Origin of the sequence: Halomonas sp. (assembly GCF_033549285.1) — a bacterium.
In the GTDB taxonomy this organism is placed as follows: Bacteria; Pseudomonadota; Gammaproteobacteria; order Pseudomonadales; family Halomonadaceae; genus Halomonas.
In genome coordinates this window covers 21187-45573 of the sequence record NZ_JAWSUJ010000002.1, presented here as the reverse complement: position 1 = coordinate 45573, position 24387 = coordinate 21187, and the positions used below count along the sequence as shown (strand labels likewise).

General features: G+C 67.1%; 30 protein-coding genes and 1 tRNA gene. 22 read left to right on the top strand and 9 right to left on the bottom strand.

Annotation, left to right across the window (positions count from 1 at the left end):
• The first annotated feature begins 1 nt into the window (after position 1).
• Genes SCI24_RS00925 through nudC form a run of 4 tightly spaced genes read left to right on the top strand, consistent with a single transcriptional unit; the run spans position 2 to position 2809 of the window.
• On the top strand, positions 2-775 hold the full coding sequence (locus SCI24_RS00925; RefSeq protein WP_318723494.1) for a methyltransferase domain-containing protein: 774 nt from the start codon (positions 2-4) through the stop codon (positions 773-775).
• On the top strand, positions 768-1238 hold the full coding sequence (rnhA, locus tag SCI24_RS00920) for a ribonuclease HI (RefSeq protein ID WP_318723493.1): 471 nt from the start codon (positions 768-770) through the stop codon (positions 1236-1238). Before SCI24_RS00925 ends, rnhA begins: the two co-directional genes overlap by 8 nt.
• Positions 1239-1274: 36 nt before the next feature.
• Positions 1275-2036 (top strand): DNA polymerase III subunit epsilon, encoded by a 762-nt coding sequence (dnaQ, locus tag SCI24_RS00915; protein WP_318723490.1) that lies wholly within the window; start codon positions 1275-1277, stop codon positions 2034-2036.
• On the top strand, positions 2036-2809 hold the full coding sequence (gene nudC / locus SCI24_RS00910; protein WP_318723489.1) for an NAD(+) diphosphatase: 774 nt from the start codon (positions 2036-2038) through the stop codon (positions 2807-2809). Before dnaQ ends, nudC begins: the two co-directional genes overlap by 1 nt.
• A 31-nt stretch (positions 2810-2840) precedes the next feature.
• Here nudC and SCI24_RS00905 read toward each other — a convergent pair whose 3' ends face one another.
• A complete protein-coding gene (locus tag SCI24_RS00905; RefSeq protein WP_318723488.1) occupies positions 2841-3152 on the bottom strand; it encodes an SCP2 sterol-binding domain-containing protein in 312 nt (103 codons plus the stop codon).
• A 131-nt stretch (positions 3153-3283) separates the two neighbouring features.
• On the opposite strand from SCI24_RS00905, the gene sohB reads away from it, so the two are divergent.
• Positions 3284-4324, top strand: a complete 1041-nt coding sequence (sohB, locus tag SCI24_RS00900; protein WP_318723487.1) for a protease SohB — start codon at positions 3284-3286, stop codon at positions 4322-4324.
• Positions 4325-4331: 7 nt separating this feature from the next.
• Here sohB and SCI24_RS00895 read toward each other — a convergent pair whose 3' ends face one another.
• Positions 4332-4661 (bottom strand): metalloregulator ArsR/SmtB family transcription factor, encoded by a 330-nt coding sequence (locus tag SCI24_RS00895; RefSeq protein WP_318723566.1) that lies wholly within the window; start codon positions 4659-4661, stop codon positions 4332-4334.
• Between the two features lie 334 nt (positions 4662-4995).
• Between SCI24_RS00895 and SCI24_RS00890 the strand changes: the two genes are divergently transcribed.
• The 3 genes from SCI24_RS00890 to SCI24_RS00880 all read left to right on the top strand — a co-directional run bounded on the left by SCI24_RS00890 (position 4996) and on the right by SCI24_RS00880 (position 8583).
• Positions 4996-6906, top strand: coding sequence for a propionyl-CoA synthetase (locus SCI24_RS00890; RefSeq protein WP_318723486.1), 1911 nt, complete (start codon positions 4996-4998; stop codon positions 6904-6906).
• 185 nt (positions 6907-7091) lie between these two features.
• On the top strand, positions 7092-7775 hold the full coding sequence (locus SCI24_RS00885; protein ID WP_318723485.1) for a 7-cyano-7-deazaguanine/7-aminomethyl-7-deazaguanine transporter: 684 nt from the start codon (positions 7092-7094) through the stop codon (positions 7773-7775).
• A gap of 28 nt (positions 7776-7803) precedes the next feature.
• Positions 7804-8583: an alpha/beta fold hydrolase gene (locus tag SCI24_RS00880; RefSeq protein WP_318723484.1), complete on the top strand. Its 780-nt coding sequence runs from the start codon at positions 7804-7806 to the stop codon at positions 8581-8583.
• Here SCI24_RS00880 and SCI24_RS00875 read toward each other — a convergent pair.
• Positions 8580-9803, bottom strand: coding sequence for an ABC transporter substrate-binding protein (locus SCI24_RS00875; protein WP_318723483.1), 1224 nt, complete (start codon positions 9801-9803; stop codon positions 8580-8582). The genes SCI24_RS00880 and SCI24_RS00875 overlap by 4 nt on opposite strands.
• A 161-nt stretch (positions 9804-9964) precedes the next feature.
• Here SCI24_RS00875 and SCI24_RS00870 point away from each other — a divergent pair, with 161 nt between their 5' ends.
• Entirely contained in the window at positions 9965-11671 is a 1707-nt protein-coding gene (locus SCI24_RS00870; protein ID WP_318723482.1) for a potassium/proton antiporter, read from the top strand.
• 28 nt (positions 11672-11699) lie between these two features.
• On the opposite strand, the gene SCI24_RS00865 is transcribed toward SCI24_RS00870, so the two are convergent.
• Complete coding sequence (locus SCI24_RS00865; RefSeq protein ID WP_318723481.1) at positions 11700-12254, bottom strand: YaeQ family protein; 555 nt, start codon at positions 12252-12254, stop codon at positions 11700-11702.
• Between the two features lie 85 nt (positions 12255-12339).
• Between SCI24_RS00865 and SCI24_RS00860 the strand changes: the two genes are divergently transcribed.
• From SCI24_RS00860 to SCI24_RS00835, 6 genes are all read left to right on the top strand, one after another.
• Positions 12340-12990 carry a metallophosphoesterase gene (locus SCI24_RS00860; RefSeq protein WP_318723480.1) on the top strand — a complete coding sequence of 217 codons (651 nt, stop codon included), beginning with the start codon at positions 12340-12342 and terminating at the stop codon, positions 12988-12990.
• A gap of 277 nt (positions 12991-13267) precedes the next feature.
• Positions 13268-14506: a tyrosine-type recombinase/integrase gene (locus SCI24_RS00855; RefSeq protein WP_318723479.1), complete on the top strand. Its 1239-nt coding sequence runs from the start codon at positions 13268-13270 to the stop codon at positions 14504-14506.
• A gap of 178 nt (positions 14507-14684) precedes the next feature.
• Positions 14685-14882 carry a helix-turn-helix transcriptional regulator gene (locus SCI24_RS00850; protein WP_318723478.1) on the top strand — a complete coding sequence of 66 codons (198 nt, stop codon included), beginning with the start codon at positions 14685-14687 and terminating at the stop codon, positions 14880-14882.
• The gene (locus tag SCI24_RS00845) at positions 14879-15178 is read left to right on the top strand and encodes a hypothetical protein (protein WP_318723477.1); all 300 of its coding nucleotides are present in this window, start codon (positions 14879-14881) and stop codon (positions 15176-15178) included. The genes SCI24_RS00850 and SCI24_RS00845 overlap by 4 nt, the downstream gene beginning before the upstream one ends.
• A gap of 219 nt (positions 15179-15397) precedes the next feature.
• Positions 15398-15685: a hypothetical protein gene (locus tag SCI24_RS00840; protein ID WP_318723476.1), complete on the top strand. Its 288-nt coding sequence runs from the start codon at positions 15398-15400 to the stop codon at positions 15683-15685.
• On the top strand, positions 15682-17874 hold the full coding sequence (locus SCI24_RS00835) for a helicase RepA family protein (RefSeq protein ID WP_318723475.1): 2193 nt from the start codon (positions 15682-15684) through the stop codon (positions 17872-17874). Before SCI24_RS00840 ends, SCI24_RS00835 begins: the two co-directional genes overlap by 4 nt.
• Positions 17875-18265: 391 nt before the next feature.
• Here SCI24_RS00835 and SCI24_RS00830 read toward each other — a convergent pair whose 3' ends face one another.
• Both SCI24_RS00830 and SCI24_RS00825 read right to left on the bottom strand, forming a co-directional pair.
• Positions 18266-18487 (bottom strand): hypothetical protein, encoded by a 222-nt coding sequence (locus SCI24_RS00830; protein WP_318723474.1) that lies wholly within the window; start codon positions 18485-18487, stop codon positions 18266-18268.
• Between the two features lie 211 nt (positions 18488-18698).
• Positions 18699-18788, bottom strand: a tRNA-Ser gene (locus SCI24_RS00825).
• A 124-nt stretch (positions 18789-18912) separates the two neighbouring features.
• Here SCI24_RS00825 and SCI24_RS00820 point away from each other — a divergent pair.
• The 7 genes from SCI24_RS00820 to SCI24_RS00790 all read left to right on the top strand — a co-directional run bounded on the left by SCI24_RS00820 (position 18913) and on the right by SCI24_RS00790 (position 22249).
• A complete protein-coding gene (locus SCI24_RS00820) occupies positions 18913-19383 on the top strand; it encodes an NUDIX hydrolase (protein ID WP_318723473.1) in 471 nt (156 codons plus the stop codon).
• Between the two features lie 79 nt (positions 19384-19462).
• Complete coding sequence (locus SCI24_RS00815; protein WP_318723472.1) at positions 19463-20131, top strand: Bax inhibitor-1/YccA family protein; 669 nt, start codon at positions 19463-19465, stop codon at positions 20129-20131.
• 67 nt (positions 20132-20198) lie between these two features.
• Entirely contained in the window at positions 20199-20591 is a 393-nt protein-coding gene (tusD, locus tag SCI24_RS00810) for a sulfurtransferase complex subunit TusD (RefSeq protein ID WP_318723471.1), read from the top strand.
• A 20-nt stretch (positions 20592-20611) separates the two neighbouring features.
• Positions 20612-20986 carry a sulfurtransferase complex subunit TusC gene (gene tusC / locus SCI24_RS00805; RefSeq protein WP_318723470.1) on the top strand — a complete coding sequence of 125 codons (375 nt, stop codon included), beginning with the start codon at positions 20612-20614 and terminating at the stop codon, positions 20984-20986.
• 21 nt (positions 20987-21007) lie between these two features.
• Positions 21008-21298: a sulfurtransferase complex subunit TusB gene (gene tusB, locus SCI24_RS00800; protein WP_133634056.1), complete on the top strand. Its 291-nt coding sequence runs from the start codon at positions 21008-21010 to the stop codon at positions 21296-21298.
• Complete coding sequence (locus SCI24_RS00795; RefSeq protein WP_318723469.1) at positions 21298-21651, top strand: TusE/DsrC/DsvC family sulfur relay protein; 354 nt, start codon at positions 21298-21300, stop codon at positions 21649-21651. The genes tusB and SCI24_RS00795 overlap by 1 nt, the downstream gene beginning before the upstream one ends.
• Positions 21652-21661: 10 nt before the next feature.
• On the top strand, positions 21662-22249 hold the full coding sequence (locus SCI24_RS00790) for an ACP phosphodiesterase (RefSeq protein WP_318723468.1): 588 nt from the start codon (positions 21662-21664) through the stop codon (positions 22247-22249).
• Here SCI24_RS00790 and glp read toward each other — a convergent pair.
• The 3 genes from glp to SCI24_RS00775 all read right to left on the bottom strand — a co-directional run bounded on the left by glp (position 22236) and on the right by SCI24_RS00775 (position 24363).
• Positions 22236-23444, bottom strand: a complete 1209-nt coding sequence (glp, locus tag SCI24_RS00785; RefSeq protein WP_318723467.1) for a gephyrin-like molybdotransferase Glp — start codon at positions 23442-23444, stop codon at positions 22236-22238. The two genes, SCI24_RS00790 and glp, sit on opposite strands and share 14 nt — an antisense overlap.
• Positions 23445-23521: 77 nt before the next feature.
• On the bottom strand, positions 23522-24043 hold the full coding sequence (gene moaB, locus SCI24_RS00780; protein ID WP_318723466.1) for a molybdenum cofactor biosynthesis protein B: 522 nt from the start codon (positions 24041-24043) through the stop codon (positions 23522-23524).
• On the bottom strand, positions 24040-24363 hold the full coding sequence (locus SCI24_RS00775; protein WP_318723465.1) for a DUF1244 domain-containing protein: 324 nt from the start codon (positions 24361-24363) through the stop codon (positions 24040-24042). The genes moaB and SCI24_RS00775 overlap by 4 nt, the downstream gene beginning before the upstream one ends.
• Between the last annotated feature and the right edge of the window lie 24 nt (positions 24364-24387).

Genomic DNA, 24387 nt, shown 5'->3' with positions numbered 1-24387 from the left:
TATGTCAAACTCGCGGGATCCCCATGCCCTGGCGCAGCTGGTCCGGGAGGGGCGTCGGTACTGGGCGTCACCGGCGGGGCAGGCGCTGTGGCGGGCCGAGCGCGCCTGCCTGGGGCCGGTCTGCGAACGCCTGGTCGGGCGCCACAGCCTGGAGCTGGGCATGGCCCCGGTGCTCAGCGACATCTGCCCGATCCGCCATGCCCTGGGCTGGTCGCCGAGCCGCGAGATGGCCGAGCACGACTCGACCCTGGTGTGCCCGCCGGATGCCTTGCCGCTTCCCGATGACAGCCTGAACCTGGTGGTGGTCCACCACCTGCTGGAGGTGGTGGACGAACCGCACCACATGCTGCAGGAAGCGGCCCGCGTCACCGCCGACAATGGCCGACTGATCATCTTCGGCTGGTACCCGCTGAGCGCCGGTGGGCTCTCGCGGGCCTGGCCGGGCAGGCGACGTCAGATGCCCTGGCGAGGACGCTGGCGCTCTCCCGGGCGGCTCGGCGACTGGCTGGCGTTTGTCGATTTCGAGATCGAGCGGGTAGACTATTGCGGCTTCCATCTGCCCGGCCGCCAGCCGCGCAACGCCATGCTGGAGACCCTCGGGCGGCGCCACAACCTGCCACTGGGCGACAGCTACATGATCCATGCTCGCCGCCGGGCGCAGCTCGCCCAGTCGCAGCGTTCGCGCTTCGAGCTGGCCCGCCCCCTGGCCGGGCCGGCGCTGGGCAGCGCCACGCGAGTCGGGCCACAACCGGAAAGGAACCGCAAGGGTGACTGACAGACACCACGCCGAGTCTCCCCAGACAGTGACGATCTATACCGACGGGGCCTGCCGCGGCAATCCCGGCCCCGGGGGATGGGGGGCCCTGCTGGTCAGTGGTCACCACGAGAAGGCGCTCAAGGGCTACGAGGCGGTGACCACCAACAACCGGATGGAGCTGATGGCGGCAATCATGGCGCTGCGCGAGCTCAAGCGCCCCTGCCGGGTGGCGCTGTGGACCGACTCGGAGTACCTGCGAAAGGGCATCACCGAGTGGATCCACAACTGGATCAAGCGTGGCTGGAAGACCGCGTCCCGCCAGCCGGTCAAGAACGCCGAGCTGTGGCGTGAACTCCACGAGGAGACCCATCGCCACCGGATCGAGTGGCACTGGGTCAAGGGGCACAGTGGCCATCCCGGCAACGAGCGCGCCGACGAGCTGGCCAACGCGGCCATCGACGAGCACCGGGCCCGCGCCTGACGCCACGCCTTCCCTGAGAGCCGACGAGAGACCCCCATGCGTCAGATCATCCTGGATACCGAGACCACCGGCATCGATCCCCGTGACGGCCATCGCCTGATCGAGATCGGGGCGGTGGAGATGGTCAACCGCCGCCTCACCGGCAACCGCTACCACCAGTACATCAACCCCGAGCGGGACATCGAGGCCGAGGCCGTGGGCGTGCACGGCATCACCAACGAGCGGGTGGCCGGGGAGCCGGTCTTCGCCGAGATCGCCGACGCCTTCTGGGCCTTCATCGAGGGGGCCGAGCTGGTGATCCACAACGCCCCCTTCGACGTGGGCTTCATCGACCACGAGCTCGGCATGCTCAACGCGCGTCGCGGCGAGCCACGGCTCGGGCCGGTGGCCGACCACTGCCGGATCCTCGATACCCTGACCCTGGCGCGCGACAAGCACCCCGGCCAGCGCAACAGCCTGGATGCCCTGTGCAAGCGCTACGAGATCGACAACGGGCACCGCGTCCTGCACGGGGCCCTGCTCGACGCCGAGATCCTCGCCGACGTCTACCTGGCCATGACCGGGGGGCAGACCCTGCTCTCCCTGGACGCCTCGGCAAGCGCGGAAGGCCGCAGCGGCGAATCCCAGGGGCTGGCGATCCGCCGTCTCTCCCTCTCCCCGGGACAGCTGCGCGTGGTAACGCCCGACGAGGCGGAACTGGCAGCACACCGGGCCAAGCTTGAGCGTATCCGCGATGCGGCCGGCGAGTGCCGCTGGGATGCCCACCCCGAGCTGCCGGGCGGTGAGGCGTCACCCTGATGCTGCGGCGGGAGCTGCCCAGCGATGAGACGGCCGGGCGGGTCATTCGCCTGGCCGGGGGGCGCATCGCGCCCGGTGTCGACGAGGGCCCGCTGCAGGCCTTCCAGCCCTGGGATGAGCGGATGCAGCCGCTGTGCTGGTGGCAGGAGGAGCCGGTGGCGCTCTCGCTGGAGGCCCGCCCCGGGGAGGACTGGTCCGACGCCCGGGCCTGGCTGGCCCGCCTGCCGGAGTCCTGGTTCCCGCTGCTCTCCACGGCCCTGCAGGTGGCGGCCTGGCTCGACAACCACCGCTTCTGCGGCCGCTGCGGTGCGCCGGCGCGGCGCCTCGACGCCGAGTTCGCCATGCACTGCGAGCAGTGCGGTCATCGCAACTACCCCCGCATCTCGCCCTGCATCATCACCCTGGTCACCCATGGCGAGTCGCTGCTACTGGCCCGCAGCCCGCGTTTCCCGCCTGGGCGCTACTCGACCCTGGCCGGTTTCATCGAGCCGGGCGAGGCGGCGGAGGAGGCCGTGCGTCGCGAGATCTTCGAGGAGGTGGGCCTCAGCGTGGGGCGCGTCAGCTACTTCAGGAGCCAGGCCTGGCCCTTCCCCCACTCGCTGATGCTGGGGTTCTTCGCCGAGGCGGCCAGCCGGCGCATCCGCATCGACGGCGTCGAGATCGCCGATGCGGCCTGGTTCAGCCCGAGGCGACTGCCCCAGCTGCCACCGCTCTACTCCATCTCCCGGGCGCTGATCGAGACCCACCTCCGGGAGGTAGGGAGCCGGGGCTAGGAGGTAGGGGGGCTGACCCCGGGATGAGTGCTCAGTGGCCGGGAAACAGCCGGGTCAGCTGCGTGGCCAGCATGACATTGCCGGTGGCCTTGAGCCTGCCGGTCATGAAAGCGCTCACGCCGTTGATCTCGCCATTCATCACGCCCTTCAGGGTCTCGGTGCTCATGCTCAGGCTGACCGAGGGATCGTCGTGTTCGCCCTCGTGGACCTCCAGGGTACCGTCGTCCACGACCAGGTAATGGTCGCCGGCATCGGAGAAGTGGAACTGGAAGACTTCATGCATGCCGCTGGCGGCCTCGGGGTCGAAGCGGCGCTGCAGCTTGTCGATGGTGGCGTCTGACATGGGGATCCTTGATCGCTGGGCGGATGTCCGGTGTCAGAGCGTATTTGAAACGATTGTTTGAATCAAGCGCCCTTGTGCCGCCGGGAAGGCCGCGGGCAGGATGTCGGGACAGCGAGCGAAAGGAGAAGGCAGTGAACGAGTGGCTGACGGAATTCGGCATGTTCGTGGCGCAGCTGTTGACCCTGGTGGTGGTCATCGGCCTGGCCGTGGCGGTGGTCGTGCGGGTCAGGGGCGAGACCGGGGAACGCACTCGGCTGCGGCTCGAGGAGCTCAACGGCACGCGCCGCTCCCGCCGCAGGCGGATGCAGCTGGCCGCCAGCCAGCCGGGGGCTCGCAAGCGGCTGGTCAAGGCCTTCCGACGCGATGACAAGGCACAGGACCGTCGCGGTCGCAAGGGGGAAGGAGAGGCCTCGCCGACGGTCTGGGTGCTCGATTTCCATGGCGACATCCGGGCCAGCGGTACCGGGCAACTGGCTGAGGAGGTCTCGGCGGTGCTGGCGGTGGCCGCCGAGGGGGACGAGGTGGTGATCCGCCTGGAGTCGCCCGGCGGCCTGGTGCATGGCTATGGCCTGGCGGCGGCCGAGCTGGATCGTCTGCGCGAGGCGGGCCTGTCCACCACGGTGTGCGTCGACAAGGTGGCCGCCAGCGGCGGCTACCTGATGGCCTGCGCGGCCGACCGGCTGCGTGCCGCTCCCTTCGCGGTAATCGGTTCCATCGGGGTGGTCGCCCAGCTCCCCAACCTGCACCGCCTGCTCAAGCGCCACGACATCGACGTGGAACTGCTCACGGCAGGGCGCTACAAGCGGACCCTCACGGTCTTCGGCGAGAATACCGAGGAGGGCCGCGAGAAGTTCCTCGAGGACCTCGAGACCACCCACGAGCTCTTCAAGCGCCATGTGGCCGAGCGGCGTCCGGGGCTCGACATCGAGGCGGTGGCCACCGGCGAGATCTGGTACGGCAGCGATGCCCTGGCGAGGGGCCTGGTGGATGCCCTGGGCACCAGCGAGGCCTACCTGGTCGAGCGCATGCAGCAGGCGAGGGTGATCAGCCTGAAGCTGGAGCAGAAGCACAGGCTCGGCGACCGCCTGGGCATGGCAGTCTCACGGGGCGTGGAGCACAGCATCGAGCGGGGGCTCGAGATGCTCGATGCGGGGCGCTGGCAGAAGCGTTGATCGGCAACTAGGGCCTGCCGCCGAGTTCCAGGCTGCCGAGGGCCTCGATGAGGGTTCTCGCACGCTTGCCGTGCAGGGAGTAGTAGATGGTCTGGGACTCCCGACGGGTGCTGACCAGGTTCTCGCGACGCAGGATCGCCAGGTGCTGGGAGAGCGCCGACTGGCTGAGCGAGAGACGCTGGTTGAGCTCGGTCACCGAGAGCTCGGTGCCGTCGAGCAGGCAGAGTATCCGTAGACGATTGTCGTTGGCCATCGCCTTGAGCAGGGCGCTGGCCTCGTCGATGACCGCTGAGCCGCCTTCCAGGAGACGTGCTGCAGCGTCGCTGGTATTGCCCATGATCAGTCCCCTGCCGGGCAGGTCCGGCATCCCGATGGCCGGTCGCCTGCGCTGTTGAATGCATTAACATGCACCGCGCCATGCGCGGCGGGCGTCTGTTGATCGTGCACATCCTGATTCAGCTTATCCTCAATAATAGTCCAGCTTGGCGCCTGTCGCCGAGTCAACGCTGGGTCAATGCCGAAACCGGGATTTCGCGCGTCTCGTTGTCGACAATGGCCCCCGGGATGCCTTGCACTTTTGTCGAAGGTTAGCCGATGGTATGAGGTTATGGCCGTGAAGTTGCTCTAGAGTGTCAACAATCAACGCCCCTTCGATTGCTGACAGGATGCAGATGAGCATGTACCAAGACGAGATCCGCCGCTCCATTGATCACCCCGAGGCCTTCTGGGCCGAGCAGGCCAGGCGTATTCCCTGGTTCACCCCGCCCACCACCATTCTCGAATACGACGAGGCGGGCCATGCCCGCTGGTTCGTGGATGGCGAGCTCAACATCTGCCATGCCGCCCTCGATCACCATGTCGAGCAGGGGCGTGGCGATCAGGCGGCCATCTTCTGGGACTCCCCGGTCACCGACAGCAAGCGGACCCTCACCTTCGCCGAGATGCGCGACCAGGTGGCTCGCTTCGCCGGGGCCCTGAAGGGGCTGGGCGTGGAGAAGGGCGACCGGGTGGTGATCTACATGCCCATGGTGCCCGAGGCACTGGTCGCCATGTACGCCTGCGCGCGCCTGGGCGCCGTGCACTCGGTGGTGTTCGGCGGCTTCGCGCCCCACGAGCTGGCCGTACGCATCGAGGATGCGGCACCGAAGGTCGTGGTTGCCGCCTCCTGCGGGATCGAGGGCAGCAAGGTGCTGCCCTACAAGCCGATCATCGACGAGGCCATCGAGCAGAGTGCCCACAAGCCCGCTGCCTGCGTGGTGTTCCAGCGCGAGCAGCATCACGCCGAGCTGGGGGCGATCGACCACGACTGGGCGGCCCTGGTCGAGACGGCCGAGCCTGCCGACTGCGTGCCGGTCAAGGGCAGCGACCCGCTGTATGTTCTCTATACCTCCGGGACCACCGGCAAGCCCAAGGGGGTGGTGCGGGATACCGGCGGCTATGCCGTGGCGCTGAGCTACTCCATGGACACCATCTACGACGTCGACCCCGGGGACGTCTTCTTCTCGGCCTCCGACGTGGGCTGGGTGGTCGGCCACTCCTACATCGTCTATGCCCCCCTGCTGCGCGGCTGCACCACCGTGGTCTACGAGGGCAAGCCGGTGAAGACCCCGGATGCCGGGGCCTTCTGGCGGCTGATCAGCGAGTACCGGGTCAAGAGCTTCTTCACCGCGCCCACGGCCTTCCGCGCCATGAAGAAGGAGGACCCGGACGCCAGGCTGATGGCCCAGTACGACATCTCCTGCCTCAAGGCGCTGTTCCTGGCCGGCGAGCGCCTGGACCCGCCGACCTTCCACTGGCTGGACGACCTGATGGAGGTGCCGGTGATCGACCACTGGTGGCAGACCGAGACCGGCTGGCCGATCGCCGCCAACCTCCAGGGCCTGGAGCCGATGCCCACCAAGGCGGGGAGCGCGACGGTGCCGGTGCCCGGTTTCAATGTCCAGGTCCTGGACCGCGAGGGAGAGCCGGTCGGCCCCATGGAGCAGGGCAGCGTGGTGATCAAGCAGCCGATGCCGCCTGGCTGCCTGACCGGCGTATGGGGCGACCCGCAGCGCTTCCACAGCGCCTACATGGCGGCCTTCCCCGGCTACTACCTGACCGGTGACGGTGGCTACTTCGACGAGGATGGCTACCTGTTCATCATGGGGCGCACCGACGATGTCATCAACATCGCCGGCCATCGCCTCTCCACCGGCGAGATGGAGGAGGTCGTCGGTGCCCATCCCGCCGTGGCCGAATGTGCGGTGATCGGCATCCACGATGCCCTCAAGGGCCAGCTGCCGGTGGGGCTGGTGATTCCCAAGGACGGCTTCGAGGGCCGCGAGGCCGACCTCGAGGAGGAGCTGATCGCCCTGGTGCGCGAGAAGATCGGGCCCATTGCCTGCTTCAAGCAGGTGCTGGTGGTCGACCGCCTGCCCAAGACGCGTTCCGGCAAGATCCTGCGCAAGCTGCTTCGCAACATCGCCGACGGCAAGGAGTTCGGCGTGCCCTCGACCATCGACGACCCGGCGAGCCTGCAGGACGTGCATGAGGCCATGAAGGAGCGCTCGGTGGGTACCGCCCACGAGGCCCGTCAGGTCTGACGCCAGTCGCGTGAACGCCTGGTCTCGATCGCACGCCGCCGCCCTTCGGGGCGGCGGCGTCGCTTCGGGGCAGGGCGAGCCATGGCCAGGCACCGGGCCAGGCCGTATAATACGCGGCCTGTCCGCCCCGGGCGGCTCCCGTGCCATGAGGGTTCCCTCACCCCTCCCCAAAAAAGGATGCCGTGATGTTCGTGCTTTCCGATGCCCAGTACCGGCGCTGCCTGGCGCTGCTGGTCGCCTTCCATATCCTGGTCATCGCCGCCAGCAACTATCTGGTCCAGCTGCCCTTCACCCTGTTCGGGTTCCATACCACCTGGGGCGCCTTCAGCTTTCCCTTCATCTTCCTGGCCACCGACCTCACCGTGCGCCTGTTCGGCAAGGAGCCGGCACGAGCCATCGTGCTGCGGGTGATGCTGCCGGCGCTGGTGATCTCCTATGTGGTCTCGGTGGTCTTCCCGCGCGGCGGCTTTGCCGGGCTCGAGGGGCTGGGCGAGTGGAACCTCTTCGTGGCGCGGATCGCGCTGGCGAGCTTCATGGCCTACGTGCTGGGCCAGCTGCTGGACGTGCAGGTCTTCGACCGCCTGCGCGCCCTGAAGGCCTGGTGGGTGGCGCCGGCCGTCTCCACGGTGCTCGGCAACCTGGCGGATACCTTCGCCTTCTTCTCCATCGCCTTCCACGAGAGCCCCGACCCCTTCATGGCCGCCAACTGGCCGGAGATCGCCTGGGTCGACTACGTGATCAAGCTCGGCATCAGCCTGGCGTTCTTCCTGCCCCTCTACGGCGTGTTGCTGGCCTGGCTCAGCCGCCGCCTGGTCGCGGTGACGGGCAGCGCCGACCTGATGCCCGGCCAGGCACGCGCCCGGATCTGACCCTATCCTTCCAGCCGAGGAGACTGAGATGCCCATCGACCTCCACTACATCGACACCGGGGGGGACGACACCCCGCTGGTGGTCGTCCACGGCCTGCTTGGCAGCGCCGACAACTGGCGTTCCCACCTCAAGCAGTGGCAGCGCCGGCATCGGGTGATTGCCGTCGACCTGCGCAACCATGGCCGGTCGCCGCACCTGGCGGGGATGGGCTATGACGCCATGGCCGAGGACCTCCTCGCCCTGCTGGACCGGCTCGGCGTGGCGCGTGCCCACCTGCTGGGCCACTCCATGGGCGGCAAGGTGGTGATCAGTCTCGCCCGGCTGGCGCCGACCCGGGTGGCCTCGCTGATCGTCGCCGACATCGCGCCGCTCGCCTACGGCCATGACCACGACAGCGTGTTCGCCGCCCTGCGCCGCGTCGAGGCGGGAGAGCCCACCAACCGTCGCGAGGCCGACGCGATGCTCGCCGAGCATGTCGAGGAGTCCGCCGTGCGCCTCTTCCTGGCCACCAACCTGGAGCGCGACGACGAGGACATCCTGCGCCTGCGCATCGGCCTCGACGAGATCCAGGAGGACTACGAGACGATCATGGCGGAGCCGGCGGGAGAGGACGCCTTCGAGCGGCCGACCCTGGTGCTGCGCGGTGCCCGCTCGCGCTATGTGACCGACGAGATGTTGCCGGCGCTGCGCGAGGTGCTGCCGCGAGCCGAGGTCGAGACCCTGGAGGCGGGCCACTGGTTGCACGCCGAGCAGCCCAAGGCCTTCCAGTCGGCGGTCAACGCCTTCCTCGCGCGCGTGGAGGGCTAGCGAGGGGCTGCCCCGGGGTCGATGGCCAGCCGCGAGACCGGGTGGCGCTCCCGAATCAGGCCGGCCTCGAAGAGGTACTCCTCGAAGCGGCGGTAGCGGCCCTCGTCCAGGGCCGCGGGGCTGAGGCTAAGGCGCGAGCGGATCATTTCCCAGGCCTCACGGTTGACCGCGGTGTCCAGGGCCGGCTCCGCGGTCGCCATCAGCGCCCAGGCCTCTTCCGGATGGTTGGCGATCCAGGCCGTGGCCTCCTCGATGGCCGCCACCAGGCGGCGGATGGCATCCCGCTGCGGCGCCAGGTGGTCGCGGTTGGCGAGTAGCACCAGGCCATCATGGAGTGGGATGCCCAGCTCCTCGATGCGCAGTACCCGGGTGGCCAGCCCCTCGTCGGCGAGCTGTCGGGGCAGCAGGTGGCGCATGGCGCCGATCACGCCATCCACGCGGCCCTCGCGCAGGGCATCGCCGAGCCGGAAGTGCAGCGCCTCGGTCTCCACCTCGTCGTCGCGGATCGCCGCGCCGCGCTGCAGGGCCGCCAGCAGCACGTCACGGCTGTCGATATCGGCATGGCCGATGCGCGAGCCGGCCAGCTGGGTCGGCGTCTCGATGCGCCCGTCCACGGGGACCACCAGGGCGCTCAAGGGCATGGCGACCAGGGTGGCGACACGGATCAGCGAGAGCCCGCGATCCACCTGGAGGTGCAGCAAGGGCTGGCGGGCCACTGCCAGGTCGATCCGTGACGCCGCCAGCAGCTTGCTGGGCACGTCCGGGTCGGCCGGGGTGGCGAGGGTCACCGCCAGGCCGCGGCTGGTAAACAGGCGCCTCTCCCGGGCGATGAGCAGGGCGGCATGGCGAGGGCTCGGGTAGCCGTCCAGCATGATCCTGAGCGGGGTGACCGGCGGTGGCTCGATCGGTTCCGCCGGGCGCAGGGCGATGGCGGGGACACTGGGGCGCGAGGGTGTGTCGACGCTGGGGCCGGTCGGCGCCTCCCGGTAGCGACGTCGGGTCTCTGCCCAGGCGGCGGCCTCGGCGGCGGCCCCTGCCGCCTTGTCGGCAAGGGACTCGAGGTCCGGCACCATCACCTCGGTGCCCAGCGGCGGGTAGCCCTGTTGCGCTTCGGCGGCGTCGGCCGGCGGGTCGGCCGCGGCAGTCAGCGTCGACAGCAGGGCGGCAGCGGACAGCAGCAGGCGCCAGCGGCTCGGCCGCCGAAAAACGGGTCTGGTCATCGAATCGGGACTCCTGCCATGCGCGCTATCCGGGCCTGCCTGGGTGCCGCGCAAGCTTAACCGCTGCCCACGGGCCGCGACCAGCCATGACCACAAACGGAAATCGCCGTGCCGGGCGGGGCATGCGATAATCCGCTCTCTCGCAGCCGAGGCAGGATGCCATGGATTCGATCAACAGCCTCTTCCTGCTCAGCGGCTTCCTGCTGGCCCTGAGCATTCTCGCCAGCCGCCTCTCCTCGATGGCCGGGGTGCCCCTGCTGCTGATCTTCCTGGGCCTTGGCATGCTGGCCGGGGAGGAGGGCCTGCTCGGCATCCAGTTCGACGACTATTCACTGGCTTTCCTGATCGGCCACCTGGCGCTGGCCATGATCCTGCTCGATGGCGGGCTGCGCACGCGTCTCAAGACCTTCCGTGTCGGCTTCCGACCGGCGCTCTCCCTGGCCACGCTGGGGGTCTTCATCACCAGCTCGCTGGTGGGCGTGTTCGCCATGTGGCTGTTCGACCTGAGCCTGGTCCAGGGGCTGCTGGTGGGCGCCATCGTGGGCTCCACCGATGCCGCCGCGGTGTTCTCCATGCTCAGCGGCCGTGGGGTCAACCTCAACGAGCGGGTCGGGGCGACACTGGAGATCGAGTCCGGGACCAACGATCCCATGGCGATCTTCCTCACCCTGATGCTGGTGGAAGTGCTGGTCGGCGAGATCGGCGGGGTGGGCGAGACCCTGCTGTTCCTCGTTCAGCAGTTCGGCCTGGGCATCGTCATCGGCGTGGGCATCGGCTGGTTGAGTGCGCGCCTGCTGAGCTGGCTGGACCTGGCCCCGGGCCTCTATTCGCTGCTGGCCCTGGGCCTGGGGTTCTGCGTCTTCGGCCTGACCAGCGCCCTGGGCGGCAGTGGCTTCCTGGCCATCTACCTGGCCGGCCTGATGATCGGCAACCGCCCCGGTCGCCACCTCAACTTCATCCTGCCGGTCCACGACGGCCTGGCCTGGCTCTCCCAGATCGGGCTCTTCCTGGTGCTGGGCCTGCTGGTCACCCCCAGCGAGATGCTGGATTACGCGCTGCCGGCGCTGCTGGTGGCCCTGGCGCTTATCTTCGTCGCCAGGCCGCTGGCGGTGCTCATCGCCGTCAAGCCCTTCTTCAAGTTCCGCTGGCGGGAGATCGGCTTCATCGCCTGGGTGGGCCTGCGCGGGGCGGTGCCCATCGTGCTGGCGATCTTCCCGGTGATCGGCGGGGTTGAGAATGCCTCGCTCTACTTCAACGTCGCCTTCGCGGTGGTGCTGCTCTCGCTGCTGATCCAGGGGGGCACCCTGCCGTGGATGGCGCGGCGCATGAAGGTCGAGCTGCCACCCACTGTCACGCCTAACCGGCGCGGGCCACTGGGCATCCTGCCCGAGAACGATTACGAGATGTTCGTCTACGAGGTCGAGAACGCCGACCTCGAGGACGTGCCGATCCGGCTGCTGCGCTTTCCCTCCGGGGCGCTGATCTCGGCGCTCTTCCGCGAGCACGCCATGCTGCATCCCAAGGGCAGCACCCGGCTGCGCCTGGGGGACGTGATCTGCGTGATCGGGCGCACCGACGACCTGCCGGCGCTCAACCGCCTGTTCAACGGCGATGCCAAGCTCAAGCGCGAGCGGGCCTTCTTCGGGACCTTCACCTTCGACGGTGAGGCACAGATGCGCGACATCGCCGATGCCTATGGCCTGACCCTGAGCCCCGGCGAGCGGGACATGACGCTGGCCGAGTTCATCTCCCTGCGGGTTGGCGGTCATCCGGTGGTGGGCGACGACGTGGACTGGCACGGCATCCACTGGGTGGTCAGCGAGATGGACGGCAACAAGGTCACCCGGGTCGGGCTGAGGCTCTACTGAGCCGAGGCACCGGGGGCTTCCGGCGGGGTCAACCGGCGCGAAAGTCCTTGAGCACCTCGAGTTCCACCTCGACGGCCCCCCGGTCGGGATGGGTCACCCAGACCCCGCCATCCTCGATCATGCAGTTCAGCGTCATGCTCTTCGCGGCCAGGTCGCCAAGTGCCGCCACGGAAGCCGGTGAGATGGCGACCACCCTCAGGTTGTCGAGGGTGGCGAGCTTGCCGGCGATCTGCTCCCACCAGATCGCGGCGCCCTGGCCGCTGTAGGTATAGAGGATCACCCGATCGGCTCTCCCACAGGCACGGCGAATGGCCTTCTCGTCGGGCTGGCCCAGCTGGATCCAGAGCACGATGTCGCCGGTCAGATCCTGGCGCCAGAGGTCGGGTTCGTTCTCGGTGCTCACGCCCCGCCCGAAGGCGAGGGCCTCGTCGGCGTTCAGGGCGAAGGCCAGCAGCCTGACCATCATGCGCTCGTCGGTCTCCGAGGGGTGTCTCGCCACGGTCAGGGGATGGTCCGCGTAGTAGTGCCGGTCCATGTCGGCGATCTGCAGCTGGACCTTGTGAATCATTGACTTGAGAGCCATGAGGGTAAGTCGACCGTCGGCTTGGGAAAGAGGAGAGACATCATGACATAGTCGGCGGTGCGAGAGTGAATGAGGAGGGCATACGATGCTGATTCAGCACCAAGCAAACATCAGGGGGCGCGATTTCTTCGTGGGTGACATTCACGGTCAATACCAGCTGCTGCGGAGAGCCTTGCAGGGTGTCGCCTTCAACCAGTCGGAGGACCGCCTGTTCTGCGTGGGTGACCTTATCGATCGGGGTGCCGATTCGCTCGATTGCCTGATGCTCGTCTTCATGCCGTGGTTTCACGCCGTGATGGGCAATCATGAGGAAATGGCACGCAGCGCGCTGCGCGACGGGGAAGGGAGTCGCGCCTGGGCGCTGTGGATGATCAACGGTGGTGGCTGGATCGTCGAGAGCGGGGTGGGCGAGACACGAGAGATCCTGGAGGCGTCGCTTCGCCATCTGCCCCTGGCGCGCGAAGTCGCGGTCAAGGGCAAGCGAGTCGGCATGGTACACGCTGAGCCACCGGCCGACTGGTCGCGTATCGAGTCGGCCGACCAGGAAGCGCTGATATGGGGGCGATTCCGCATCCAGCGGGGGGACGAGACGGCGGTGGCGGGTATCGACGCCGTCGTCGTCGGCCATACCATCGTGGAGCGGCCACTGACCCTGGGCAATGTCCATTACCTCGACACCGGGGCCTTCTGCACCGGCCGCCTGACTTTGGTCGATGCGCGCGACCTGTTGAGATGAGCAGGGCGACGACAATGCGATGGCACGCGTTGTCCATGGAACGGGGCAAGAGGTTGGGAAAAAGAAAAAGGCGCCAGTAGGCGCCTGATTCTAAAGAATAAGTGGCGGAGGGACAGTCCGTCACTTTGTGTTTCTGGTCAATTAGTTGCGACTACAAGATACTGTTTTCATGAAAGTTTAAGTCTCATCAAGTCCCATTCGGTGGCAAGAAATCCCGCCCAATGCTATTGTTTTGGGCGGGTCGTTGGGTGGGTCAAATGTGGCGGAGGCTTTCAAAATGCCCAGAATTGCCAAGGAGTTAGCGGCGGTGGAAGTCCGCCGAATTGTGGAGCCTGGCTACCATGCGGTAGGTGGCGTGCCCGGTTTGTGTCTGCAAGTGAAGCCTGGTGGGGGGCGCTCCTGGATACTGCGCGCCCGTGTCGGCGGCAGGCGTCGAGAATTCGGCCTGGGCAGTTTCCCCATGGTCTCCCTGGCGGCCGCTAGGGCTAAGGGTGCCGAGCTCCGCGACAAGCTGGCGCAAGGCATCGACCCGGTTGCCGAGCGCAAGGCGGCGCTCGCTGCACTGCTGGCTGCCCAGCGAAAACAAATCACCTTCGACGAGTGCGCTGCCGAGGTGGTCAAGGTGAAGCAAGCCGAGTCACGCAACCCGAAACACGCCGCGCAGTGGCAAAGCACTCTCGAGACTTACGCCTCGCCGAAGCTGGGTGCCCTGGCCGCGTCGGAAATCGAGCTTGCGCATGTTGTCGAGGTTCTGCGGCCTATCTGGGAAACCAAGACGGAGACCGCCACCCGTGTACGCCAGCGCATCGAGGCCGTGCTGTCATGGGCTACCACGCATGGCTATCGGGAAGGGCCGAACCCGGCAGAGTGGCGCGGCAATCTGGATGCGGTGCTACCGAAGCCGGCCAAAGTGAAGAAAGCCGGCCACCATGCCGCGCTCCCCATTACCGAGATGGGCGCATTTATGGATGTCCTGCGCAAGCGTGAGGCCCTGGCAGCCCGTGCACTCGAGTTCGCTATCCTGACGGCTGCGCGTTCTGGTGAGGTGCGGGGCGCCACTTGGACGGAGATAGACCTGGGCGCCAAGGTTTGGATCATCCCCGCCGAGCGCATGAAGGCCGGCAGGCCGCACCGTGTGCCGCTGTCGGATGATGCCCTAGCCGTTCTGCGTGGGCTGCCGGCTGGTGGCGCCGGGGATTTGGTCTTCAAGCCAAGCCGTGGGCGCCAGCTATCCGAAAATGCTCTGACCAATGTGCTTAAGCGCATGGGAATTAAGGCCACCGCCCACGGTTTCCGTTCGACCTTCCGTGACTGGGTTGCCGAGTTCACCGCGACACCGCATGACGTGGCAGAAATGGCCCTGGCTCATACCATCAAGAACAGTGCAGAGGCTGCCTATCGCCGCGGCGACCTGCTCGATAAGCGCCGCCGACTCATGCAGCAATGGGCGGAATTCTGCCGGCAGGTGCCAAAAGAAGGAGAGAAAGTGACGCCGATTCGCAAAGTGGAGGCGTAACCCCAGCCTGGGCTAACCCTTTGCACCGATTGGCATTTTTCGGAGAGAGTCAACCTAAGGTTGACTCTAAGTATCTGTTCTAATTGAAAAAACCGCTTGAGACTCTATTCCCGTGCAATCTAGTCTATCTCCTACCAAGCCCACGCTTGGTCTCTGTTGAGATGAAAGGGGATAGAACATGACTGACCACACCAAGGAACGCCCGTTCCTTACCGACAAGGAAACCGCCGCCCGCTATCGCGTGAGCCCGTCGACCGTCTGGCGCTGGGTTCAGGCTGGTGCGTTTCCCACTCCTGTGAAGTTGGGGCCCGGCTGCACTCGCTGGCGCTTGGTCGATTTGGAGAGTTTCGAGACATCACGGGAGGCGCGCGCATGACCCCTACCGAGGAAATCGCACGGATCGACCGCGAAATTATCGAGACAAAACGCTTTTTCGCTATCTTCGATGCAGGCTGTTTTCTGCATCCGTCAAGTGACAAGGTCGATGTCGCTATTCCGATGCTTTTGCGGGAGTGGCGTGCAGCCTGTGAAGCAAAGCGCCGGGGGGGAAATGGGTTTGTGCACCTGCAGCGCGCTTGGGCAGCGAAGGTCCATATCAGCGATGCCCTTGACGCTGGTGCACGAATTGTTGAACCCGAAACGAAAACGCTCGACACCACCTTGAAGGGTTAGGTCCGAGCGTTTGCGCGTGTTCTTTCCTGGAGGGGATCAGGGCTGACAGTTTGGCGACCGGATGCCTTGAACCTCCCGAAACCCGCCCCAGCACTGGCTACGGGATATTCGAAGCCTAACCCACGACCGGCAGCCGTTCAACCTGGAGTTGAAACCCTGCCAGCCTGGGCAGGCGTCCCCCCTAGCCGTGCTGGTGCCTTTGAACCTGGAGGACCAGCAATGCACGCCATTGCACCCCCGACGCCCCGGCAGCGTCGTCTGCTGGAGGCCCTGGCACTCGGTCCGGTGAGCCGTGAGGATGCCGACCGCATCGCCCCGGCTACCAACGGGCCCCACTTCATCGGCACGCTTCGCCGGGCCTATCGGCTGGCGCTGCCTTGTGAGCGTATCCCCTGCACGACTATCGACGGCGACCCGTCGTGGTGTGGTCTGTACGTCCCCACGGCTGCGGATCGCCGGAGCATCGCGCGCATCCTGGCCGCCTTCAACACGGAGGACGTCGCATGACCGCGAGCGTGGTCCCCCTTCACCCTTCGCCTGCCATCGACGCCGGGGCTTTGGGGTTGCCCCGTACCTTCCTGGAGGCACGTTTCTGTAGCGGGGAAGGCCAGTTTCACAGTCCCGACGCCAAGCGCAACCCGCGTGCTCTGGAGACCATCACGGGCGCCGCGATTGTCGCCATGTTGGGAGCCCCCCAGCGGGTCGACAAGGCCCACGCACGTTGGGCTATCTTCTCCGACTACCCGAGTCGCCGGGCGGAAGAGCAGCGCCAGCATGGGCGGTTCTACGCCTTGTGGGCGGACTTGGACCACATCCCGCCTGAGTTGCAGGACGCAGCCGATTGCCTGGCCGCTGACCTCGGCGCAACCGTGCTGGCCTATACCAGCGCCAGCGCCACGGAAGACAACCCGAAGGCCCGGCTGGTGGTCCCCCTCGCCATTGTCTGCCCGGGCAGCCGTGTTGAGGCTTGCCAGCGTATCTTGAATGACCGTCTCGAGGCCCTGGGGATCACCCCCGACCGGGCCACCGAGCGCGCGAATCAGGTTTGCTATCTGCCCAACCGCGGGGAGTTCTACGCCGCGACCACCGGGGAGGACGTGCTGGCGCTGGACGGGTTTGATTGGCGGGCTGCCTTCGCCGCCGAGTTGGCAGCCCACGACAAGGCCGAAGCAGAGCGCCGGGAGGAGCTGGAGCGCCGGCAGGCAGAGGCCCGGGCCAAGCTGGCAGGACGGGAGGCAACCGGGCAGGCTAGCCCCATCGGTGCTTATAACGCCGCCTATCCTTTGCCGCTGGTCCTGGAAGCCCACGGCTACCGGCAGCACGGCACGCGCTGGTTGTCGCCGCTGTCCGAGTCCGGCACCCCTGGCGTGACCATCACTAAGGACGGCACCCGCTGGCACACCAAGCACGGAAGCGACCTGGCCGCCGGCCTGCCGGAGTGGGGGGATGCCTTTGACTTGCTGACGTTCTGGGAGTGTGGCGGCGACCCGGACGCCGCGCTGCGGGCCGTGGGCGGCATGATGACCACGGAGGATGGGCGCACCCTTACCGAGTTCAATCAGGACCGCTACCGCGAAACCCTGCGGGCTGACACCCTGGAGGCGTTCAAGGACTTGGGTGACCCGGAGGACGGGGAGGCCCGGGAGGACGGCAGAAAGCGCCAGAGCCGGGCCTTTGGTTTCGTCCCTGTCGGGGACCTGGTCGCCGACCTGCGGCCGGTGTCGTGGCTGGTCAGGGGCTACCTGGAGGCCGACTCCCTGGCGCTGGTCTATGGGGAGCCCGGACACGGAAAGTCCTTCCTGGCTATCGACCTGGCCGCCAGTATCGCCACCGGCACGCCCTGGCACGGGGCGGAGACCCAGCCGGGGGCCGTGTTCTATATCGCCGGGGAGGGCCACAACGGGTTAGGCCGTCGCTATAAGGCGTGGGAACTCCACCGCGGGGCTAGCCTGACGGGGGTGCCCTTGTACGCATCGAAGCGGGCAGCCCCGTTGGATGATAAGGACAGCGCCCTCGAGGTCCTTCGGGTAGTGGATGACTTGGCGATGGAGACCGGGCAAACGCCCGCCCTTATCGTGGTGGACACCCTGGCGCGTTGCTTCGGTGGTGACGAGAACAGCGCTACGGACATAGGGGCTTTCGTCACTAACCTGGACGCCTTGCGGCACCGCTGGCGCTCGACCGTGCTGGTGGTCCACCACAGCGGCAAGGACGCCGCGAGGGGCGCTCGAGGATCGACGGCGCTACGCGGTGCGGTGGATGCGGAATACCGGGTAACCAAGGACCCCGCTGGCACGGTGACCCTCGAGGCTACCAAGATGAAGGACGCCGACACGCCCGGCCGCCGGGCCTTCCGGCTGGCGTCTATCGAGCTGCCTTTGACGGATGACGACGGGAAGCCGGTTTGGTCCTGCGCACCCGAGCCGACCGAAGCACGGGTAGGAGTGCCGAAACGGCCGAAGGGTAAGCACCCCCGTCGCGTGTTGGAGATCCTGGAGAATCTGGTTGCCTTCCCGGATGACGTGGAAAGCGGGGAGGGCGGTTGCCGGGTAGCCCTGGAAACGTTGCGCCGAGAGCTGGACAAGGAAGGCGTAGACCGCCGCCGGGTATCGGAAGCCTTGGACAGTTTAGCCAAGCTGGGGTGGATCTTCGCTGAAGACGATGGCGAGACGGTGAACTTACTGCACTCCTCCTGACCTGCCGTTATGCCGTCCGGGGTGTCGCCGGGTTGCCGCCCCTTATAGGGGGGGCGGCAAACCCGGCAAACGGTGCAAACCGGACAACCCGGACGATAGGCGGACGTTACTCGGACGATAGGCGGCGGATACCCGGCGGAATCCGCCGGTTTGGTTACACGGCAACCCCCGCCCGGGCTAACCCTTGCCGTCTGAGGTCGCGGGTCCTTCCTGGAACCCTTCACCACCGCGAGTACCGCCGAGCGTGGTTCTCGAGAGTTTAGGGTTTTTCCGTGATTTACTCCGGGATGTGTTCAACTAAGCCGCCATGCGGATACTTTGGTAAGCCAGCAGTTCCCAGAACCATAACGCCCCGGCGGATAGCCGAGGCGTCAAAAGGTAGTGGTGAGGGTTAATCGCGGGGAGGATGATCTGACGAGTTCGACTGGGCCTGGCCAGACTTGCCCGGCGGGGTGTCGTCGAGCAGGGCGATGCCAACCGCCAACACTAGGCCGCCTGGGACCATCATGAAGAACGTCATAACAATGTGCCCGTCGAGCAAAAAAGGCCCGGCAAGGTAGGCCATGAAGACCACGCCAATGGCGATTATCACGAAGCCTATAAAATTGCGCATCCGAACCTCCTCCGGTACTTCGGCAAGCCAGCAGTCCCATAGCAGTGTAGAAGATACCCTGCTGACTAGACTTGTCGCGTTTCACCGAATTGGTGGTCTACGTCTGGTTGACGGCTTTCAAGCGTCACTAATGCTAGCGTTTTGGGGTGGGCGGGTCTTTGGGCGGGTAAACGAAAAAAGCGCCCGTAGGCGCTTGATTCGTAAGACGTAATGGCGGAGGGACAGGGATTCGAACCCTGGGAAGGCTCTCACCTTCGCCGGTTTTCAAGACCGGTGCATTCAACCGCTCTGCCATCCCTCCGGCTCACGGATGGGTATACTACCAGCTTTCCTCGCCGGGTCAAGAGCGCCTAGGGATCAAGATGTTAGGCCTCACATGGCGAGCTGAGGCACAATGAGGGAATCGGTGACTGCAGGAGAGCATCATGCTTGACCCCACACTGACCCCCGGGGTGCGTCCGGTCCCCGCCGTCTCGGCCGCCGTGATCAAGGGTGACCGCATCCTCATGGTGCGACGTCGCAACCCGCCGAGCGCAGGCATGTTGGCCCTGCCCGGCGGCAAGGTGGAAGCGGGCGAGAGCCTCCAGCAGGCCGCGGCGAGGGAGCTGCTGGAGGAGACCGGTGTGCTCGCGGCCCCCCGACGGATCCTGACGGCGATCGATCTGTTCGACCACGACGACGCGGGCCTGCTGAGGATGCATTTCGTCATCGTGGTGGTGCAGCTCGAATGGCAGGGCGGGGTGGAGGCGGCAGCCGACGATGCCACCGAGCTGCGCTGGATGGACCTCGAGGCCCTCGAACAGGATGACGGGGAGGTCTGTGAATCGGCGTCCCGGGTGGCGCGCCGGGTGCTGGCCGAGGCGATGTCCGCAGAAAGCGCGTTGAAGCCCGACTAGCCAGTCTCTTGCGTCGGGAACCTTCTGGCGGCATTCTAGGTCAAGTGCCAAGATCAACCATACAGGGAGCTTCGGATCCATGGCTTACCAAGACACGCAGATGACACGGCAGCAGACCCAGGCTGTCGGTACCAGCAAGGTCCTGCGCAATACCTACGGCCTGCTGGCGATGACCCTGCTGTTCTCCGCCGTGACGGCCGGTGCCGCCATGCCCATGGGCATCGAGCGGATGAACATTCTGGTCTTCTTCATCGGTGCCTACGGCCTGATGTTCCTGGTGCACAAGACGGCCAATTCGGCGATCGGCCTGCTTTCCACCTTCGCCTTCACGGGCTTCATGGGCTTCACCCTGGGGCCGATCCTCAGCGCCTACCTCACCCTGCCCAACGGGGCCCAGCTGATCATGACCGCGCTGGGCATGACCGGGGTGACCTTCGTCGGCCTCTCGGCCGTGGCGCTGATCACGCGCAAGGACTTCAGCTTCCTGGCGAATTTCCTGATGGCCGGTGCCATCGTGCTGATCATCGCCATGGTCGCGGGCATCTTCCTGCAGATTCCCGCGCTGTCGCTGATGGTCTCGGCCGGCTTCGTGCTGTTCGCCTCGGCCGCGATCCTCTACCAGACCAGCGAGATCGTCCATCGGGGCGGCGAGACCAACTACATCCTCGCCACCATTACCCTCTACGTGTCGATCTACAACCTGTTCGTCAGCCTGCTCTCCATCCTTGGGATCATGAGCCAGGACTGACGGCTTCGCCACAGCACGGATACCTGGCCCCGCCTCCCGGCGGGGCCAGGCTGTTTCAGGAGACCCCATGCGCTATGCCATCCTGCTGATGGGTGCCCCCTACAGTGACCAGGCGAGCCACTCCGCCTTGCGCTTCGCCCGTGCCCTGGTGGCAGGAGGCCACCAGCTGGAGGCGGTGTTCTTCTACCATGACGGGGTGTACAACGCCGCCCGGCTGGCCGCTCCCCCCCAGGACGAGCCGCATCTGGTGGATGCCTGGGCGGCGCTGGCCAAGGAGCATCGAGTGGCGTTGCAGGTCTGCATCGCCGCCGCGCTGCGCCGGGGCCTGCTGGACGAACGGGAAGCGGCCCGGCATGGCAAGGATGGCGTCAGCGTGGAGCCTCCCTTCGAGCTGACCGGACTGGGCCAGCTGGTCGACCTCGGCACCCGCTGCGACCGCCTGGTCACCTTCGGTCCCTGAGCGCCTCCCACGGAGTCCCGATGCAAGAACACCATGATGACAGTGACCTGCTGGTCATCCTGCGCCACGCTCCCCACGGCAGCAGCTGGCTGAGGGAGGGCCTGGATGCTGCCCTGGTCGCCGCGGCCTTCGGTCGGCGCGTCTCCCTGCTGTTCATGGGGGAGGGGGTGACGGCCCTGCTGCCGGGCCAGCAGGTAGGCCCCCTGGGGCAGAAGGGCACGGCCGCGACGCTGGAGATGCTGGAGATGTATGATATCGAGACGCTGCTGGTGGAAGAGCAGGGGCTTTCGTGTCTCGGCTTCTCGAGCGACGAGTTGATGCTCGAGGTGGAGTGCCTGTCGCCCTCGGCACTGGCGCGTGTCCTCTCCGGGCATCGCCTGGTGCTGACCTTCTAGCCAGACGCAAGGAGTGCGCCAATGCTGCTGCATGTCGTGAACCGTTCCCCGGCGACCAGCCGTGTCTACCAGCAGGCCCTGGCCGGCATGTCACCGGAGGATCGCCTGCTGTTGATCGAGGATGGGGTCCAGGGGGCGCTCCCCCAGCTGGTGCGGTACTACGCGGGCCTGGAGGGGCGGCTGTTCGCCCTGAAGGAAGACCTGGAATCGCGCGGCCTGCTCGGGCGCTGCGACGCCAGTGTGCAGGTGGTCGACGTGGACGGTTTCGTGGACCTGACCGAGGAAGCCGAGCGCACGGTGAGCTGGTACTGATGGCATCCACGAAAATATACCGTTATCTTCCTGTCGACTCACAGCGGTATGCCCTCGATCCGGAAGGCTACCTGGTCGACATGGATGAGTGGTCACCGGAAGTCGCCGAGGCCCTGGCCAGAGAGGAAGGCATCACCCTGACCGCTGAGCACTGGGAGATACTGCAGGTGCTACGTGACTTCTATGCACGCTACGAGATGGCGCCGGCCATGCGCCCCCTGGTGAAGGCCGTGGCGCGCGCGCTGGGGCCGGAGAAGGGACGCTCCATCCACCTGATGCGCCTCTTCCCGGGCAGCCCGGCCAAGGTGGCCGCCCGTCTGGCCGGGTTGCCCAAGCCCACCCATTGCCTGTGATCCACCGATCATGAATTTCCTGGCGCATGGCTGGCTCGCCCGGGGCGGCAGCGATGACTTCCTCTACGGCAACCTGATCGCCGACGGGGTCAAGGGCGCGGACCTCTCGGCCTGGAGCGCCGAGCAGGCCAGCGGCATTCGCCACCATCGGCGGGTGGATGCCTTCGTCGATGGCCATTCGGTAGTCTCGGCCGTCCTCGCGCGTTCGCCCCGCAGGCAACGCCGCTATGCCGGCATCGCCCTGGACCTGGTCTGGGACCACTTCGCGGCGCGGACACTGGCTAGCGACGAACGGTGCTGGCTGGTCCAGCGCTGCTATGAGGTGCTGGCGAGGCGTCCCGCCCCGGCGCGGCTGGCGGCGATGATGCCGGTCCTGGTGGAGCAGGACTGGCTCAATCGCTACGCCGACTTCGCCTTCACCTGCCGGGCCATCGAGGGCATCGGCCGGCGGCTTTCGGGGCCCAACCGCCTGGCCGAGCTGGTGCCCTGGCTGGAGGAGGACTACGAGCGGCTCGCCCGCGACTTCGACAGGCTCTGGCCCGCGGTCAACGACGCCCTGGGGGTGCCCCCTCGCCAGGGAGGGGTCACTCGACCCTGAGCCACAGGCAGTCGACCGCATCGCCCGGCTCGATCCGGCTCTCGGCCGGAACCACCGCCAGCGCATCGGCGCTGATGCAGGACGACAGCACGCCGGAGTTCTGGTCCCGGAAGGCCCGGGCCACGACCCCGTCCTCCCCGAACTCGAGCATCACGCGCATGTAATGGCGCCGCGGGCCGGTTTGCGTGGAGAAATCCGCCCGGGCCCGCAGGCCGGGCAGCTGCGCGAGTGCCGGACACCCCTGCAGGGCACCCAGCAGGGGGCGCAGGAACAGCCAGGCCCCGACGAAACAGGAGACGGGGTTGCCGGGCAGGCCGACGAAGCGAACCTCACGTCCCTCCCGCCCCGGCAGGCGCCCCAGGGCGAGGGGCTTGCCGGGTCGGATCGCCAGCCGCCACAGGTCCAGCTGGCCCAGCGAGGCCAGGGCGGCCTTGACGTGGTCCTCCTCGCCGACACTGACGCCGCCGGTACTGATCACCAGGTCGGCTTCCCGGGCGGCGGCGCTCAACGTCTCACGGGTGCCCGCCGGGTCATCGGGAATCGAGGTGACCAGCGTCAGCTCCGCGCCGAAGCGTTCCAGCAGCCGTCTGAGCATCGGCCGATTGGAGTTGTAGATCTGGCCCGCGGCAAGCGGCTGACCCGGGTCGACGATCTCGTCGCCGGTGGAGAGCAGCGCCACTCGAGGCCGCCGGCGCACCACCACCTCGGTGATGCCCTGTCCGGCCAGGTGGCCCAGCGCCGCGGCCTCCAGCCGCTCGCCGGCAGGCAGCAGGGGGGCGCCCGCCGCGACGTCTCGACCGCGGCGGCGAACGTTGTCGCCGGCCGGGATGTCGGGCGGTATCGCGGCCAGGTCGGCCGCCACCTCGACGCGCTCCTGCATCACCACGCAGTCGGCCCCGGGGGGGATCTCGCCCCCGGTGAAGATGCGCGCGCAGGTGCCGGGCGCCAGGGGCGTGGCCGGCGAGCCCGCGGCGATGCGCTGGGCGACCGGCAGCCGCTTGCCGGCATCCCGGTGGTGGAGGGCATAGCCGTCCATGGCGCTGTTGTCGAAGGCGGGCACGTCGAGCCGTGCCTCGATCGCCTCGGCGAGCACCCGGCCCGCCGCCGCGTCGCAGGAGAGGGGTTCCGGCGGTGTCGGGGCGACGCCACGCAGCAGCGCCGCCAGTGCGGCCTCGACCGATTGCAGCTCAGCCATGCTGACCTCGCTCGGGGATCACGGGATTGGCCTGAACGTATGGAGAGTTGCAGGGCGTGTGCCGGCTGCCAATGGTCTCAAGCATGCTGGCCTCGCTCGGGGATGACGAGGTTGGCAAAGTTGCACGGCTTGTGCCGGCTGTCGAGCTGCTCGGCCAGGATGCCGTCCCAGGCGGTGCGGCAGGCCCCGGTGGAGCCGGGCAGGCAGAACACCACGGTGGCGTTGGCCAGTCCGCCGAGGCAGCGGCTCTGCACCGTGGAACTGCCGATCTCCTGCCAGGAAAGGTGGCGGAAGAGTTCGCCGAACCCTTCGATCCGCTTGTCGAGCAGGACCGAGACCGCCTCGGGCGTGGAGTCGCGGCCGGTGAAGCCGGTGCCGCCGGTGGTCAGGATCACCTGGACGTCCGGATCGGCGATCCAGCCGGCCACCACGGCACGGATGCGGTAGACGTCATCGGGCACGATGCGTTTCTCGTGCAGGGTGTGTCCGGCAGACGTGAGGCGCTCGACCAGCGCCTGGCCGCTGCGGTCGGTCGCCTCGTTGCGCGTATCGGAGATGGTCAGCACCGCCATGGAGAGGGGAATCATCGGCTCGCTCATCCGTCCTTCTGCTCCTGCTTGGCGGCCTGGCGCGCCTCGAAGGCGGCCATCTGCTCGGGGGTGGCCTCCTGCTGATACTTCTCCTTCCACTCCGCGTAGGGCATGCCGTAGACGTGCTCCCGGGCGGCATCGTAGTCGAGCTCGGCGCCGCGCTCGTCGGCGGCGGCCACCAGCCACTTGGAGAGGCAGTTGCGGCAGAAGTCGGCGAGGATCATGAGGTCGATGTTCTGCACCTCCTTGTGCTCGTCCAGGTGGCGGAGCAGGCGGCGAAAGGCGGCCGCTTCGAGCTCGGTGCGGGTGGCGTCGTCGAGATGCTGCATGGTGGCTCCTCGGGGTGGCATTGC